Annotated in this window: 15 protein-coding genes; 7 read left to right on the top strand and 8 right to left on the bottom strand. The window is 42.1% G+C overall.

Going from position 1 to position 15831, the window contains the following annotated elements; genetic code table 11:
• The first annotated feature begins 7 nt into the window (after nucleotides 1-7).
• The 6 genes from cysD (at nucleotide 8) to EJ103_RS01235 (ending at nucleotide 5931) form a co-directional block, all read left to right on the top strand.
• Nucleotides 8-907 (top strand): sulfate adenylyltransferase subunit CysD, encoded by a 900-nt coding sequence (gene cysD / locus EJ103_RS01260; RefSeq protein WP_004588199.1) that lies wholly within the window; start codon nucleotides 8-10, stop codon nucleotides 905-907.
• On the top strand, nucleotides 907-2331 hold the full coding sequence (gene cysN, locus EJ103_RS01255) for a sulfate adenylyltransferase subunit CysN (protein ID WP_024032042.1): 1425 nt from the start codon (nucleotides 907-909) through the stop codon (nucleotides 2329-2331). The genes cysD and cysN overlap by 1 nt, the downstream gene beginning before the upstream one ends.
• Nucleotides 2332-2362: 31 nt before the next feature.
• On the top strand, nucleotides 2363-4087 hold the full coding sequence (locus EJ103_RS01250) for an SLC13 family permease (RefSeq protein WP_004588197.1): 1725 nt from the start codon (nucleotides 2363-2365) through the stop codon (nucleotides 4085-4087).
• A 33-nt stretch (nucleotides 4088-4120) separates the two neighbouring features.
• Complete coding sequence (cysC, locus tag EJ103_RS01245) at nucleotides 4121-4717, top strand: adenylyl-sulfate kinase (protein WP_024032040.1); 597 nt, start codon at nucleotides 4121-4123, stop codon at nucleotides 4715-4717.
• A 5-nt stretch (nucleotides 4718-4722) separates the two neighbouring features.
• Nucleotides 4723-5493, top strand: coding sequence for a 3'(2'),5'-bisphosphate nucleotidase CysQ (gene cysQ, locus EJ103_RS01240; protein ID WP_126005585.1), 771 nt, complete (start codon nucleotides 4723-4725; stop codon nucleotides 5491-5493).
• A gap of 156 nt (nucleotides 5494-5649) precedes the next feature.
• On the top strand, nucleotides 5650-5931 hold the full coding sequence (locus EJ103_RS01235; RefSeq protein WP_029774141.1) for a hypothetical protein: 282 nt from the start codon (nucleotides 5650-5652) through the stop codon (nucleotides 5929-5931).
• Nucleotides 5932-6130: 199 nt separating this feature from the next.
• Here EJ103_RS01235 and EJ103_RS01230 read toward each other — a convergent pair whose 3' ends face one another.
• Complete coding sequence (locus EJ103_RS01230; RefSeq protein ID WP_126005583.1) at nucleotides 6131-6616, bottom strand: hypothetical protein; 486 nt, start codon at nucleotides 6614-6616, stop codon at nucleotides 6131-6133.
• A gap of 475 nt (nucleotides 6617-7091) precedes the next feature.
• On the opposite strand from EJ103_RS01230, the gene EJ103_RS01225 reads away from it, so the two are divergent.
• On the top strand, nucleotides 7092-8363 hold the full coding sequence (locus EJ103_RS01225; RefSeq protein ID WP_126005581.1) for an aromatic amino acid transport family protein: 1272 nt from the start codon (nucleotides 7092-7094) through the stop codon (nucleotides 8361-8363).
• A gap of 82 nt (nucleotides 8364-8445) precedes the next feature.
• On the opposite strand, the gene speD is transcribed toward EJ103_RS01225, so the two are convergent.
• The 7 genes from speD to EJ103_RS01190 form a co-directional block, all read right to left on the bottom strand.
• A complete protein-coding gene (speD, locus tag EJ103_RS01220) occupies nucleotides 8446-9258 on the bottom strand; it encodes an adenosylmethionine decarboxylase (protein ID WP_004588193.1) in 813 nt (270 codons plus the stop codon).
• 88 nt (nucleotides 9259-9346) lie between these two features.
• Nucleotides 9347-9760 carry an OsmC family protein gene (locus EJ103_RS01215; protein ID WP_004588192.1) on the bottom strand — a complete coding sequence of 138 codons (414 nt, stop codon included), beginning with the start codon at nucleotides 9758-9760 and terminating at the stop codon, nucleotides 9347-9349.
• A 151-nt stretch (nucleotides 9761-9911) separates the two neighbouring features.
• Complete coding sequence (locus EJ103_RS01210; protein WP_004588191.1) at nucleotides 9912-10259, bottom strand: DUF3802 family protein; 348 nt, start codon at nucleotides 10257-10259, stop codon at nucleotides 9912-9914.
• A gap of 140 nt (nucleotides 10260-10399) precedes the next feature.
• The gene (astD, locus tag EJ103_RS01205) at nucleotides 10400-11869 is read right to left on the bottom strand and encodes a succinylglutamate-semialdehyde dehydrogenase (protein WP_126005579.1); all 1470 of its coding nucleotides are present in this window, start codon (nucleotides 11867-11869) and stop codon (nucleotides 10400-10402) included.
• A gap of 16 nt (nucleotides 11870-11885) precedes the next feature.
• Entirely contained in the window at nucleotides 11886-12902 is a 1017-nt protein-coding gene (gene astA, locus EJ103_RS01200; RefSeq protein ID WP_126005577.1) for an arginine N-succinyltransferase, read from the bottom strand.
• 84 nt (nucleotides 12903-12986) lie between these two features.
• Entirely contained in the window at nucleotides 12987-14192 is a 1206-nt protein-coding gene (locus tag EJ103_RS01195; protein ID WP_004588188.1) for an aspartate aminotransferase family protein, read from the bottom strand.
• A 444-nt stretch (nucleotides 14193-14636) separates the two neighbouring features.
• Nucleotides 14637-15797, bottom strand: a complete 1161-nt coding sequence (locus EJ103_RS01190) for an HDOD domain-containing protein (protein WP_126005575.1) — start codon at nucleotides 15795-15797, stop codon at nucleotides 14637-14639.
• Nucleotides 15798-15831 lie beyond the last annotated feature (34 nt).

The following is a 15831-nucleotide window of genomic DNA, read 5'->3' as shown; positions in this document are numbered from 1 at the left end:
ACTAACAATGGCTTTAACTCACCTTCAGCAACTTGAAGCTGAAAGTATCAAAATCATGCGCGAAGTCGCCGCTGAGTTTGAGAACCCAGTAATGCTTTACTCTATTGGTAAAGATTCATCGGTACTTTTGCACTTAGCGCGTAAAGCATTTTACCCTGCAAAAATTCCGTTTCCGTTATTACACGTAGACACCAACTGGAAGTTTCGTGAAATGATTGAGTTTCGCGATCGCCTTGCAAAAGAATACGGTTTTGACCTGCTGGTACACAAAAACCCAGAAGGCATGGCAATGGGTATTAGCCCGTTTGAGCATGGCTCGGGTAAACATACCGACATAATGAAAACCCAAGGCTTAAAGCAAGCGCTAGATAAATACGGCTTTGATGCTGCATTTGGTGGCGCACGCCGCGATGAAGAAAAGTCTCGCGCTAAAGAGCGTGTTTACTCGTTCCGCGATAAACACCACCGTTGGGACCCTAAAAACCAACGTCCAGAGCTTTGGAATACTTACAACAGCCAAGTTAACCCAGGTGAGAGCATTCGTGTATTCCCTCTGTCTAACTGGACTGAACTTGATATTTGGCAATACATTTATCAAGAAAACATTGAAATGGTTCCGCTTTATTTAGCGAAAGAGCGCCCAGTAGTAGAGCGCGACGGCACCTTAATTATGGTCGACGATGAGCGCATGCCACTTGCTGAGGGTGAAGTGCCACAAATGAAGTCGGTACGTTTTCGTACTTTAGGCTGTTACCCACTTACCGGTGCAGTTGAATCTACAGCCAGTAACCTAACAGAAATTATTGAAGAAATGCTGCTATCTACGTCATCTGAACGTGAAGGCCGTGTAATAGATCACGACTCAGCAGGCTCAATGGAGAAGAAAAAACGTGAGGGGTATTTCTAATGTCTACCAATACTAACGACACCATTAACGAAGTAAAAGAGATTGGCATAGACGCCTACCTAGCACGCCAACAAGATAAAAGCTTATTGCGTATGCTTACCTGTGGCAGCGTAGATGACGGTAAATCAACACTGATTGGCCGCCTACTGCACGACAGCCACCAAATTTATGAAGATCAGCTAGCAGCTCTTCATAAAGATAACGAAAAAGTAGGTAACGCAGGCGAAGAGCTAGACTTAGCGCTACTAGTAGATGGCCTACAAGCTGAGCGCGAGCAAGGCATTACTATTGATGTAGCGTACCGTTATTTTTCAACGGCTAAGCGTAAATTTATTATTGCCGACACCCCAGGGCACGAGCAATACACACGCAACATGGTAACAGGCGCATCAACAAGCGATGTAGCCATTATTTTGGTTGATGCTCGCTACGGTGTGCAAGTACAAACTAAGCGTCATAGCTTTATTTGTGACTCACTAGGTATTAAACAATTTGTGGTAGCGATTAATAAAATGGATATCGTTGATTTTGACGAAACCGTTTATGAAAAAATTAAAGCCGACTACCTTAAATTTGCTGAGCAACTTAACGTATCAAACATTAAGTTTGTGCCTATGTCGGCACTTAAAGGCGACAACGTAGTAACACGCTCTGCTCATACGCCTTATTACACCGACAAGCCATTGCTTGAGCTTTTAGAAGACTCACCAGCGGCAGAAACCGATACCGGCTTTGAAGCTCGCTTACCTGTGCAATATGTAGTGCGCCCTAACTTAAACTTCCGTGGTTTTCAGGGCACATTGGCATCAGGTAAATTACAAGTTGGCGATGCAATAAAAGTATTACCATCGGGTAAAACATCAAGTATTAAAGAAATTGTGACCTTTAATGGCAACCTAGATCACGCAGAGGCCGGCCAAGCAATTACCGTTACCCTCAATAGCGAAATTGATATTAGCCGCGGCGATGTTATTGTGCCGCAAAGCTCAAGTGCAACAGTTACTAACCTTATACAAGCTAAACTTGTGTGGATGCACGAAGAGCCGCTGGTACTAGGTAAAAGCTACAACATTAAACTAGGTAGTAAAAATACATCAGCCGTGGTTAAAAAGATTGACCACACCATTGATGTAAACACTTTAGAGCACGGCACAGCCGATTCACTTCAGCTAAACGAAATTGCCATTGTCACGCTTGAACTAAGCGAAACAATATTAGCTGATGAGTATCACAACAACCACGAAACTGGCTCATTTATCCTTATCGACCGTTTATCTAACTTAACGGTTGCCGCAGGTATGATTGAGCAAGTACTAAAAAGCGAAAAACAAAACAGCGATTTCAGCGACTTTGAAATTGAGTTTAATAGCTTAGTACGCAAGCACTTCCCACATTGGCAAGCGCTTGATATTTCAAAACTGTAAGTATAAAAATGTCTGTTAGGAATATAAAAGCATGGTAGAGCAGCTCGTTTTAACAGGCATTATGCTTACCTTAGTTGGGTGCCTTTTTGGCACCCGCATTAATCCAGCATGGTTATTTGTAAGTGCAATTGGTACGGGTTATTTAACAGGCCTGATTGACCTTGAAAGCATGTTAGTAAACTACGCAAACCCATCGCTCATTACCCTAGTATTATTAGTGCTTGTTTCAATCGCTATTGAAAAAACCACACTCATACAACAGCTTTCCCAATCGTTATCTAAAGGGAGTTTAGTAAAGTCGGTAACAAAGCTTGGTTTATCAACCGCGTTTTTATCGTCATTTACTAACAATACCGCGGTTGTGGCATCGCTTATCACCGCCATAAAAGACAACCCAAATCATTCACCCTCAAAGCTACTATTACCGCTGTCGTACACTGCTATATTAGGCGGCACCATTACACTTATTGGTACATCAACCAATTTAATAGTGAACGGTTTTGCCGTAGATGCAGGCATGGCGCCACTGGGCTTTTTTGATTTTACCTTAGTGGGCATTGGCGCATTAAGTGTGGGCCTCATTACTATTTTAGTGATGCTCAAATACCTGCCCGACAACGGCAAAAACACACAAGAGGTTATTCCCTTTTACTTAGAGGGAAAAGTGCAGGCAGGCTCTAAGCTTATTGGCCGCACCGTAGAAGAAAACGGCCTACGCGATTTAAAAGATTTATTCCTCGCCGAAATTATTCGTGGCGATGAGCGTATATACGCAGTAACACCTCAGCAAATTATTAGACAAAACGACGTACTGCTGTTTGTTGGCGATATTAAATCGGTCCCCTTATTAAGACGCTTTGACGGATTAAAAGTGGTGCACGACAACCACGAAAAAGACATAGAACACTTAGTTGAAGTGGTTGTGAGCCAATCATCAAAGTTTATTGGCAAAACCGTAAAAGAGGCCCGTTTTAGAGAGCAGTTTCATGCCGCTGTTATTGCCATTCGCCGAGGGCACGATCGCTTACAAGGCGGCCTTGGGCAAGTGCAATTGCAAGCCGGCGACTCCTTAATACTCGCCCCAGGTAAAAACTTTTACTCTTTACCTAATTTAAACCGCGAATTTGTGTATATATCGGGATTTGACTTACAAACACACCTAAAACCTAAACAATCTAATATTGTATTGGCAGGCTTTGCCGCCGTGTTAGGGTTAAGCATTGTAGGTATAGTTCCTTTAGTAAAAGGCCTGCTGGTGTTACTCATTGGCTTATTGCTTAGCGGTACAGTTAAACTGAGCGAAGTAAAACGTCGCTTTCCCATTGAGCTACTCGCCGTTGTAGGCAGTGCCATAGGGCTTGCTAAATTAATGATAGAAACCGGGCTTGCCGGGCAAATATCAGATGCCCTATTTATGGTACTAGGTGATTTTGGCCCTTATGGCGCGTTTATCGCCATATTTTTAATGACCGTATTATTCACCGAGCTTATTACTAATAATGCCGCAGCAGCGCTTTCATTCCCGGTGGCTTACTCGCTAGCAGTGGGTTTTAATGTAGACCCTCTGCCCTTTATTATGGCGGTAGCGTTTGGTGCATCAGCCAGTTTTATATCGCCGTTTGGGTATCAAACAAACCTTATGGTTTACAGCGCGGGTAACTACCGCTTAAAAGATTACATAACAATGGGCTTGCCCCTTTCTATTATTTATTCAATCACGGTATTAACCTTGATCCCGCTCGTATTTCCTTTTTAATACGGGCGCTTACAGTACAAGAGACACACCACTATGGATGAAAATATTGTTTGGCATAACTACGCAACCACAAAAGCACAGCGTAGTGAGCAAAAAAAGCATAAACCGGCCATTTTATGGTTTACCGGTTTTTCTGGTTCTGGCAAAAGCACCGTAGCCAACGCATTAGAAGCGGCGCTTAATCAGCAAGGTGCGCACACTTACCTGCTTGATGGCGACAACGTACGTCACGGCTTATGTAAAGACCTTGGCTTTAGCGACGAAGACCGCATCGAAAACATACGCCGCGTTGGCGAAACCGCAAAACTAATGACCGATGCCGGCCTATTAGTGCTTACCGCGTTTATCTCGCCATTTAGAGCAGAGCGCGACATGGTGCGCAGCCTAGTCGATGACGGCGAGTTTATTGAAGTATTTATAGATACCCCGCTTGATGTATGCGAAAGCCGTGACCCTAAAGGCTTATACAAAAAAGCCCGTGCAGGTGAGATTAAACACTTTACCGGTATCGACTCAAGCTACGAAGTACCCAACAACCCAGAAATAATTTTAGATACCAGTAAAAACACCCTAGACCAATCGGTTACACAACTGATAACGTATCTAAAACAAAAGCATATTATAGGTTAACCCCAATGAACCAAACCGAGCTACTAGAAGAAACCCTCATCCTTGCCCGCAAAGCAGGCCAAGCCATAATGGGGATTTACGAAAAGGACTTTAACGTTGAATACAAAGCCGATGAAAGCCCAGTAACCGACGCCGACTTAGCAGCTCATAAAGTCATTGTGACAGGGCTAAAACAGCTCACGCCCGACACACCTATACTTAGCGAAGAAAGCGCTGATATAAGCTGGAACATTCGTCAAACATGGAAAAGCTACTGGTTAGTAGACCCAATCGACGGCACTAAAGAGTTTATTAAAAAGAACGGCGAATTTACCGTAAATATAGCCCTAATCGAAAACGGCAAACCTGTGCTTGCTGTCGTTGATGCGCCCGCACTTGGCGTATCGTACTTAGCCAGTAACGACATTGGCGCGTTTAAAGACAAAGGCGATGAGCGTATTGAGCTTAAAGTAACCACTAAACCTAACAAAGGGTTAATCCGCGTGGTTGGCAGTCGCTCGCACCCATCACCTGATTTAGCCGAGTTTGTAAAACGCTTTGACGACGTTGAAATGGTCTCAAAAGGCAGCTCACTAAAACTGTGTTTAGTAGCCGAAGGCAGTGCTGATATTTACCCACGCTTAGGCCCAACCTGTGAGTGGGATACGGGAGCTGGCCATGCTATTGCTGAAATAGCCGGCGCTAAAGTCACTAAGCTCGATGGCAGCCCGCTTATTTATAACACCAAAGATGAGTATTTGAATCCGTATTTTATTGTTTCGGCTTTAGAGGGATAAGAGCAGTTTTGAGTGTTTAGCTATCAGTTGTCAGCAAGATAAGTGATAGCTTTAGCTCTGTATATTATCAATAGATGACCACTCCTAATCTGTTAACTAAAACGCCTTTTAAGGTTTATAAATAAAGAACTTAAAGAAAAAATAAAGGCAGTCAGTATGGATAAAAAGAAGGTTATTGTTTTATTGTTTGGCATTTTATGGTTTGTGTTAGGAGCTACTTTTTTCATAGGTTTTGAGTCAGTAGAAAAGCTGTTGTTCTGCGTGTTAGTATTTTTCTTCTGTTATAGATATATCTATGCATTTATATTAAAAATAAGTATTTATACACCGTATACCGGTGAGGAAATTCCTCCTACTGAAGGTAATTTAATAAAGCGGCTCTTTATGCTGATTATAGGCATCGGTGCGTGCACCTATTTTACTTTCTTTATTTCTTAAAAAGCATATTAGCCCAAAAGCCTGAACAACCCCTAAAAGAAAAGGTTATATTATCACTTGGTATGTTTATAACGTTGCTGTGTTTCAGTACGCTTTATCAATTGGTAGACAAGTTTTTTAGTGCGAAATAGCGAAGATGGTTAACGGGTACTACACATCGAGGAGACCATTGCCTAGTATAAAGCGCTTGTTGTATGCTTTAGTTAGCAGGCTTATTTCTGTATCTACGCAACTTTCTTAATAAGTGTTCAGGATCTTCGTCTGAGCCTTTAGCTCTCAAATATTCTTCGGCTACTTCATATTGCGAACGTTTTTTCTTTTTATTACTAATAGCTTCCATAGATAACGTCATCTCTAAAAATTTAACGTCTTGCTTTTTTGCTTCTCGCCCAGAAAAGTTTCCAATGCCTTTAATAGGCTTTCCATAAAATGATTCTTCAAGATCAACTTTACCAGCTTGTAGCATATACACTTCATAAATCTCTGATATTTTGAGAAGTAATTCAGGTGGTGGGTAAATCCCAAGCTCCATGAAATATGCAAGTTTACCAAGTGGATCTTCCGACTCTAAAGGGCGGTCTCTTTCTAAATTTAACTCACTATAAAAGTGCTTATTAAGATACTCCCACGCCTCCTCTAATTCATTAATGGTTTGCTCATTAATATCTAGGTATTTACTCTTCATAACAGCCCCTTAAAATATTACGGTAAAAATAAGCGCAGCAATTATGCTACCTAAAATATTTAAAGCTAATATACCACTTGGTTTCTTGTGCCACTTTATAGAATTATTGCTCATACTATTACCCCTTAATTAGTTAGGAAGTAATTATTAACGAAGTCATTACAATAAGTAAGGACACTCAAGCTTTTAGATATCCGTTGCCACATCTACTCACTAAAATCTAAAACACTATAACTAAAATAAAGTAAGAATTTAGAGGAGCAATGGCGTGTTGGGTTTCGCTTCGCTCTACCCAACCTACAACTGTGCTGGTTCGGGTATTTGTTTATTTTTACAGCGCTGTTTCGTATTCATGACACTTTTGGTGCAACGGCGTCTAATTAATTAGTCTACAAAACCCCTCAAAACATGAAACTTTTAGCTAAAAACTATATTCTTGCGCGCGATTATTATTAAATAATGGATGAACACACACATGACACCATCACAAGATGCAACGCTTTCAAATGCATCAACAACAGGTGAACACACACCTACTTCTAAATGGAACCTGCACGATACGCAGTGGACGTTAAGCCTTTTTGGTACCGCTGTTGGCGCAGGCATTTTATTTTTACCTATTAACATTGGTATAGGTGGTTTTTGGCCGCTTATTATTATGGCGTGTTTAGCCTTTCCAATGACCTTTTTAGCACACCGTGGCTTAGCCCGCTTTGTGTTGTCGTCTAAAAGCAAAGATTCAGATTTTACTGATGTTGTTGAAGAGCACTTTGGTGTAACGGCGGGCAGGTTAATCTCTTTATTATACTTTTTATCTATATTCCCCATTTTGCTTATTTACGGCGTAGGCTTAACCAATACCGTTGACAGCTTTATGGTTAACCAAATGGGCCTTGAGTCACCTTCTCGCGTGTTACTTTCGGGTGTATTGGTTGCCGGTATGATTAGCCTAATGATGGGCGGCGAGCGCTTAATGCTGCGCGCCTTTGCTATTTTGGTGTATCCGCTTGTAGGTATTTTATTTTGCTTATCGCTCTATTTAATCCCTAGCTGGCAAATGCCTGATATGAGCCTACCTGAGGCGGGCAGCTTTACTAAAACACTGTGGTTATCTATTCCTATTATTGTGTTTTCGTTTAGCCATGCGGCGGCTATTTCAAGCTTTGTGAACGTGCAGCGTGGGCATTATGGCAATCAGGCCACTAATAAGGCTGAGGCTATTTTAAAGCGCACTAGCTTACTGCTTATTGTATTTGTACTGCTGTTTGTGTTTTCTTGCGTGCTTTCGCTTACTAGCGAGCAAATGGCTGCTGCTAAAGCGGCTAACGTATCGATTTTATCTTACCTTGCTAATATCACCAGTAACTCGTATATCGCGACCCTTGGGCCGCTGGTTGCCTTTATTGCGATTACGTCATCGTTTTTAGGGCACTTTTTAGGTGCACGCGAAAGCTTTACCGGTTTGGTGACTAAGCAAACCAGCTTAAGTGCTAAAGTAGCCGACAAAATTGGCGTACTCATTATGTTTTTTGCTATTTGGTTTTGCGCGGTTAAAAACCCAAGCATTTTAGACATGATGGATCAGCTCTCTGGCCCTATCATTGCGATGATTTTATTTATTATGCCAATGATTGCCGTATACAAAGTGCCTGCGCTGAGTAAATACCGCAACCGCGTAAGCACATTGTTTGTTCTAGCTGTGGGCTCACTGGCCGTATGTGCGCTTATTTACAGCATGCTTAATTAAGCGAATTGCTATAAATACCCCCATAAAAAATGGCGCTCACTGAGCGCCATTTTTAATACAACTAAATTGCTTTTAAACTAATTTATTCTGCGTCTGGTAGGTTACGACCGTAGAATATTTCCTGCATTTCGCGGGTAAGTTTAGAGCGAATTTCTTCTTCTTCCTCATCCGACAGCTCATCAGTAGATAGGCCGAACAGGTAAGTGTTTAAGTCGGTTTCTTTTAACATCATTTTGGTGTGGAACAGGTTTTCTTGATACACGTTCACGTCCATCATTTGGTACGCTTCTTTGGTATCTTCTGTCATGAAGTTTTGAATCGAGTTAATTGCATGGTCAATGTAGTGTTTAACACCGTTTACGTCGCGGGTAAAACCACGTACGCGGTAGTCAATGGTTACTACGTCTGACTCAAGGCTATGAATTAAGAAGTTTAACGCTTTAAGTGGCGAAATAATTCCACAGGTAGATACTTCAATATCAGCACGGAATGTACAAATACCATCATCAGGGTGCGCTTCTGGGTAGGTATGTACACAAATGTGGCTTTTATCTAGGTGCGCAACAACAGAATCTGGTAATGGACCTGGCGCTTCGTCAGCATCGTAATTTTGCTGCTCTTCTACCGGCTCTTCCGAAACCAAAATAGTCACACTTGCGCCTTGTGGTTCATAATCTTGGCGCGCCACATTTAAAATGTTAGCACCAATAATATCAACAACATCACCTAGTATGTCAGTTAGTCTATCTGCACTGTACTGCTCGTCGATATATTCAATATATTCTTTACGTTGTTGCTCGGTCTTTGCGTAGCAAATGTCGTAAATACTAAAGCTTAAACTTTTGGTTAAATTATTAAAGCCATGAAGTTTAAGTTTATCGAAGGGTTTGTTCATGATAAACCAACCTATAAATTAGTGAAATCTGCACCTGCAGAATGAAAAGTTCGCGGATTTTATACGAATTTTCCTCACGGAAAAAGCGTTATTTTACCTGTTCTTGCACAACTTCGTGGCTGTGGGTAATTTCTACTGTTTTATCAAGCATTAAAGCAACAGAACAATACTTTTCAGCAGAGAGCGAAACCGCACGCGCTAGGTGTTTTTCCGAGACATTATTGCCTGTAACAACAAAGTGTAAATTAATTTTAGTAAATACACGAGGCGCTGTTTCGGCGCGCTCTGAGCTTAGTTGTACTTGCACATCAGAAAAATCTTGTTTGGCTTTTTTTAAAATACTTACAACATCTACCGACGAGCAACAACCTACCGACATAAGTACCATTTCCATCGGACTTGGTGCAGCGCTGTCGCTGCCAGCATCAAAAACCACATTGTGATTAGAATTAGAACGGCCAATAAAGGTGTCGCCTTCAACCCATTTTACATTTGCTTGCATGTGTTTATCTCTAAAAAAATTTTGTTGATTGTATAACAATCTGCAACGATACGTGAGCGCTGAGATTAAATTTAGTGGTGTTATTATAACAAGGCGAGAAGTAATAGGAGCGCAGTTATTAGGTCATACTGCGCTGTGTTAACGGGTAACGTTAAGAGGTTTGTGTTACCGCGTTATCAAATAAGTTTTTAATAAGCCCAGCAAACTCATCTATAAATGCGTGTTGTTCAACCGTAACGGGTTGTGAGGTTATGCTGCTTAGCACTTCTTGTAAGTCGTAAACAATACCGTCTACCTCGCGCACTATTTGGCTACGTTGTTCGGTATTAAGATTGGTATGTTGTTCACAAATTAGCATAACGTTATGCGCTATTACGTCTTCTATGAGTTCCATAACGGTAGGGGCACCGGGTTTGATTTCGCCTGGCTTCTCAAATAACGCTAAATTTTGAGTTAGATACATGATCAAGTCATCGTACCCTTGCCTGTCTAAAACCATTGTGATTTTCACCTTTGAATAACTAATTGCATAGATTTAAGCAGAAAGCGCCACTAATTACTAGCTTTGCGCGATACCAATACAAAAAAAGCAGCCTAAGCTGCTTTTCTCATTCTTTATAACTACAAATAGAACAGTAATTAATCTATTTTTAAGCCTGGGCTTAGTGTTGCTGGCATCGTTACTTTTTCAAGTTCTACCGATGCTACAGGGTATGCACAGTAGTCGGCTGCATAATATGCGCTTGCTCTGTGATTTCCTGATGCGCCAATACCACCAAATGGAGCTGCACTTGATGCACCTGTAATTGGGCGGTTCCAGTTAACAATACCGGCCCGAATACGACGTAAAAAGTGATTGTAGTCGGCTTCGCTGTCGCTTAATAAACCTGCTGATAAACCAAAGCTGGTATCGTTTGCTTTATCAATTGCGTGGTCAAAGTCATCAAAGCGGAACACTTTTAATAATGGGCCAAAGTGCTCTTCATCTGGGAAGTCGCTAATTGCTGAACACTCAATAATACCCGGTGTTACAAAACCAGTATTGGCTGTGTGCTCAAGCTCTACTAGTACTTCACCGCCAAGCTCAACCAGCTCGTTTTGTGCTTTTACCATGCCAGCTGCAGCCGCAGATGAGATCATAGAGCCCATAAATGGCTGATCTTCATCATCGTAGTTGCCTACTTTAATGGCTTTCGTTGCAGTGATAAGGCGCGCTAAAATGTCATCGCCTTGCTGGCCTTTAGGTAAAAATACTTTACGTGCACAAGTACAACGTTGGCCGCTTGAAATAAACGCCGATTGAATAATATCGTGTACCGCGGCTTTAGTATCTGCCACATCTTTAATAATCAGTGGGTTATTGCCACCCATTTCAAGCGCTAAAATTTTACCCGGTTGACCCGCAAACTGCTCATGTAAAATATGTCCAGTGCGCGAAGAACCTGTAAAGAATAAACCATCTATGCCTTTATGCGCAGCAAGGGCTTTACCTGTTTCTACTTCACCTTGAACAAGGTTAATTACACCGGCAGGTAAACCGGCTTTTTCCCATAGTTTAAGCGTAAGCTCTGCCACCATTGGCGTAAGCTCTGATGGCTTAAATACCACGGTGTTACCAGCTAAAAGCGCTGGCACAATGTGGCCATTAGGTAAGTGCCCAGGGAAGTTATATGGGCCAAATACGGCAACTACACCATGTGGTTTATGACGGATCATCGCACGCCCTACTGGCATAGCGTTTTCAACGTCGCCAGTGCGCTCTAAAAATGCTTTTTCAGAAATGGCAATTTTACCTACCATAGCGCCCGCTTCTGTACGCGTTTCCCACAGTGGTTTACCGGTTTCTTGGGCAATCGCTACAGCAAGTTCTTCGCTGTGCTCTTTAAGTGTTGCAGCAAAGGTTTTAACTATCTCTAGACGCTCGTTAAAGCTTTTATCTGCCCAGCTGTAAAATGCTTCGCGCGCCGAATTTACCGCGCTATCTACTTGCTCTGCAGTCGCTGAAGATGCCTGCCAAATAACGTCGTTATTTGCAGGGTTTACTGAATTAAATGCGTTGCCTTGGCCTTGTGACCAGTGACCATTAATAAATTGTGCAGGATGAGTCATTATACTTTCTCCTTAATTAAACTGGGGTTGCGCTTACGGTGTCGCCCGATTTTAGCTGTAGGGCATCGGCTATTTGTTGCGATAAAATAAGGCTGCTTGCACGCTCATCAAAGCTAAGCGCTGCAACCGTTGCACGGTAATCTTCTAACTTGCCGTTAGCAAGCAGTACCATGGTGTCGCCCGATGCTTCGCCTATTTCTACTTTAAAGTCTTTCGCATTACGAATAGTGGCAATGTTATCTACTTTTGCTTCTACTGTTGGGCCCGCATCAAAAATATCGACGTAACCGTTGAAGGTAAATCCTTCATTTTTTAATAGCTCAATAGCTGGGCGTGTGTTGTCGTGTACTTTACCAATCACCGCTTGAGCGTCTTTGCTAAGCAAGTTTACGTAAATTGGGTACTTTGGCATTAGTTCAGCAATAAACACTTTTTGGCCTATACCTGTTAGGTAATCGGCGGTAGGAAAGTCCATTGAGAAAAAGTGCTCTTCTAGCCATTGCCAAAACGGGCTGCTGCCGTTCTCGTCAGACACGCCGCGCATTTCTGCTATTACTGTTTGTGCAAAACGCTGCTCATGTTGTTTTATAAACATAAAGCGCGCTTTTGAAAGAAGTTTACCGTTACAGTTTTTACGATAGCCATCTTTCAAAAATAAGGTACATAGTTCTGTCGCGCCGGTGTAGTCGTTACATAGGGTTAAAATATCAACCGCTTTGTATACATCTAACGTGCGTGATGAGTGAATTACTTTACTTAAGTGGTAATGATAAAACGCATCATCAAGCCCTACTGCAGCTTCAATAGCTGAAGTACCGACTACTTCACCGGTTTCGGTATCTTCAAGAACAAACAGGTAGCCTTCGTCACCAGGTTGTGACGTTTGTTTAGCAAATGAACTTACAGAATGGTCAATTTTCTTTTGCAGTAACTCTTCGTTTAACGGCAAAGATGTAAAACCATGGCCCGATTCGTGGGCAATTTTTAATAACGCTGCGTAATCATTTTGCTGGATTGGGCGAAGGATCATCATGAGTCCGCTTGCTCCCTTATCAATAACGGTAAATAGAATATGCAGGGCAAGCAGGCTTGCCCTTAACAAGGTGGTTTAACGCGCTTAAGCGTTTACTACGCTTGCTACTGCTTTTTCAAAACGCGCCATACCTTCGCGAATATCCGCTTCGGTGATTACTAACGATGGCGTAAAGCGTACTACATCAGCACCCGCTACAAGCGACATAAGCCCTTGCTCGGTAGCTGCTACTAAAAACTCTTTAGCACGGCCTTTGTATTGCTCGTTAACGGCTGCACCAATTAATAAGCCTTGGCCACGAATTTCGCTAAACACGTTGTATTTTTCGTTTACCGCGTTAAGAAGCTCGTTAAATAATGCTGCTTTTTCTTTTACGCCCGCCAGTACTTCAGGGGTATTTACAGTATCAAATGCAGCTTCAGCTACTGCACACGCCAGTGGGTTACCACCGTAAGTAGAACCATGAGTCCCTACTTTTAAGTGCTGTGCGATCTCAGTAGTAGTTAGCATAGCGCCAATAGGGAAACCGCCGCCAAGTGCTTTAGCTGACGTTAAAATATCAGGCACTACGTTTAAACCTTGGTATGCGTATAGCTCACCAGTACGGCCTACACCTGTTTGTACTTCATCAAAAATAAGCAGTGCATTATGTTTAGTACATAGCTCACGAACGCCTTGTGCAAATTCGTCAGTTGGCGAAATAATACCGCCCTCACCTTGCAGTGGCTCCATCATTACGGCACATGTTTTGTCGCTAATTAGCGCTTCAAATGCAGCTAGGTCATTGTAATCACAATGTACGATGTCGCCTGGCTTAGGACCAAAACCATCTGAGTATGCCGCCTGCCCGCCTACCGTTACGGTAAAGAACGTACGACCGTGAAAGCCTTTGTTAAATGAGATAATTTGTGATTTTTCAGCACCAAATTTATCAAGTGCAAAACGACGAGCTAATTTAAGTGCAGCTTCGTTTGCTTCTGCGCCTGAGTTTGCAAAGTAAACTTTTTCAGCAAAGGTCGCATCGACCATTTTTTTAGCTAAACGCAGCGCAGGCTCGTTAGTCATTACGTTTGATAGGTGCCAAATTTTTTCGCCTTGCTCTTTTAATGCACCTACTAATGCAGGATGGCAATGGCCAAGACAGTTAACAGCAATACCACCGGCAAAGTCGATAAATTCTTTACCTTGTTGATCCCATACGCGAGAGCCTTCGCCTCGAACAGGAATAACGCTTGAAGGCGCGTAGTTAGGAACCATTACGTGATCAAATAATTCGCGATTGACTGTCATTTTTTTTCCTCTTAATTGTGAGCAACACAAAACATCAAAATAGGTGTTTGGTTATAAATGTAACCAAGATATTTACGCACTAAATAGCAAAAGGTTGAGCGTAAAACTGCCTTGTGGTTCAATTTTCAGGCGCTCATTATTTCAGATATTTGTGGTGCTGTCTCGTTAAAAACTTTCATGCAGGCCTTTAAAATAAAGGCCTTGGGATATTATTTCATAGATAGTGAATAACTATCTGCATAGAAAATAAATGCCATTTTTTAATACTTATGCGCCTGCGCAGTGAGTCGCGCCTTACATTAAGTGCTTAAAGCGAGGTGTGCTTGGGGAGATGTTAATGAATGAATAGTCGCAAAAAAATTAACAAAAAATTCAATAGTTAATGAAAATTTGCCGCCACCAGCGGCAAATTACCGATATAAGGACCAGCGAGTAAGCTGCTTTTTAGTCAATTTGAATAGCAAGGTTGGTAAAATTGCTTGTTTCGAGGGCTTTTAGCTCATTTTTAGTGAATTGATGATACGAAAACCATGCCTGCATTTCATCTTGTTCAATAAGTTGGTGCTGTTTTAGATTTAAATACTGCGAATAGCATCGCGCTTTAAGCATGACTTCACTCATAGGGAAAACATCACTACTTTGCTCAATGCCGTGAACAAGTTGCGCCATAACATGATTAAACGGCAAAAACTTAAAAGCCATTTTTCGAATAACTTTAGCACTTAACTCAAGCGACTTATTACTTAACAACGTGGTTAAAAATAAGGGATCTGGCTTTAGCTCCATCAATGCCGTGTGTAAATTTTTTTGCTGTGCTTCGCGTGCTATTTGCACTTTGCGTTGCCATACCTGTTCAAAGGTTTTTAAGTACAAACGCACTAAGGCAATACGCCCAACATCTATAAGCATGCCCAGTGTAAACGCATGTACGGGGTTTACATCGTTAAGCTCTGCAATTTTTTGCGCCGCAATTGCATTGGCCATGGCGGCATCGCGCAAGCGGCGTTTTAATAATGGAAATGGCTCTGTGCTGTGTGGCATCCAATGGCGCATAGCAAAAGTAGGAATTACCAATTGTAAGTTATCAAGGCCAATATAGCGCAGTGCAAGTGCGGGGCTGTCTACTTTAACTGAGGTACTTTTGCTGCGCTGCTTTCGGTAGTAAGGCAGGTTTACCAATGACACTAATTCGCGGCCAAGCCAACTAGAATCATTTACCAATGGCTCTAAACGCCCAACACTTGCCGACTTAACCGCCAGTATATCTAGCATGGTAGCAACGTTATCTTCTATGCCTATGGTGTTTTGAATAACAGCATCCATATCTTCTAATTGCTTAAATATGGCTGTTTCTATTACTTTATGAAGTTGTTTGCTCGCTTGTGCTCGGTACTTATGATGCGCGGTGCTACTTTGCTGGCGTTTATGCTGTGCGGCAACTTCTACTTCTAATAACGTGCGTTGCTTCATTGGTTCGCCATAATCAATTTCCAGCGTATGAATAAAGCCAATTTGTTGATGTGCAAAACTATGGCCAAGCAGCAAGTCGTGAGCACGCTGGTCAAGCATTGAGGCTATTCGCTTTTGCGACGCAAGTTCAGTCATAAAGTCCATTCAGTATAAGTATTACCATTCGGTG

Origin of the sequence: Pseudoalteromonas sp. Xi13, assembly GCF_003952205.1 — a bacterium.
Classification (GTDB): domain Bacteria; phylum Pseudomonadota; class Gammaproteobacteria; order Enterobacterales; family Alteromonadaceae; genus Pseudoalteromonas; species Pseudoalteromonas atlantica.
Note: the sequence above shows the minus strand (reverse complement) of the source record. Positions and strands in the feature narration are given on the sequence as shown.

Bases quoted from the DNA above. Each gene is read 5' to 3' on its own strand.
- cysD (WP_004588199.1), top strand. From the start codon at position 8: ATGGCTTTAACTCACCTTCAGCAACTTGAAGCTGAAAGTATCAAAATC.
- cysN (WP_024032042.1), top strand. From the start codon at position 907: ATGTCTACCAATACTAACGACACCATTAACGAAGTAAAAGAGATTGGC.
- EJ103_RS01250 (WP_004588197.1), top strand. From the start codon at position 2,363: ATGGTAGAGCAGCTCGTTTTAACAGGCATTATGCTTACCTTAGTTGGG.
- cysC (WP_024032040.1), top strand. From the start codon at position 4,121: ATGGATGAAAATATTGTTTGGCATAACTACGCAACCACAAAAGCACAG.
- cysQ (WP_126005585.1), top strand. From the start codon at position 4,723: ATGAACCAAACCGAGCTACTAGAAGAAACCCTCATCCTTGCCCGCAAA.
- EJ103_RS01235 (WP_029774141.1), top strand. From the start codon at position 5,650: ATGGATAAAAAGAAGGTTATTGTTTTATTGTTTGGCATTTTATGGTTT.
- EJ103_RS01230 (WP_126005583.1), bottom strand. From the start codon at position 6,616: ATGAAGAGTAAATACCTAGATATTAATGAGCAAACCATTAATGAATTA.
- EJ103_RS01225 (WP_126005581.1), top strand. From the start codon at position 7,092: ATGACACCATCACAAGATGCAACGCTTTCAAATGCATCAACAACAGGT.
- speD (WP_004588193.1), bottom strand. From the start codon at position 9,258: ATGAACAAACCCTTCGATAAACTTAAACTTCATGGCTTTAATAATTTA.
- EJ103_RS01215 (WP_004588192.1), bottom strand. From the start codon at position 9,760: ATGCAAGCAAATGTAAAATGGGTTGAAGGCGACACCTTTATTGGCCGT.
- EJ103_RS01210 (WP_004588191.1), bottom strand. From the start codon at position 10,259: ATGGTTTTAGACAGGCAAGGGTACGATGACTTGATCATGTATCTAACT.
- astD (WP_126005579.1), bottom strand. From the start codon at position 11,869: ATGACTCATCCTGCACAATTTATTAATGGTCACTGGTCACAAGGCCAA.
- astA (WP_126005577.1), bottom strand. From the start codon at position 12,902: ATGATGATCCTTCGCCCAATCCAGCAAAATGATTACGCAGCGTTATTA.
- EJ103_RS01195 (WP_004588188.1), bottom strand. From the start codon at position 14,192: ATGACAGTCAATCGCGAATTATTTGATCACGTAATGGTTCCTAACTAC.
- EJ103_RS01190 (WP_126005575.1), bottom strand. From the start codon at position 15,797: ATGACTGAACTTGCGTCGCAAAAGCGAATAGCCTCAATGCTTGACCAG.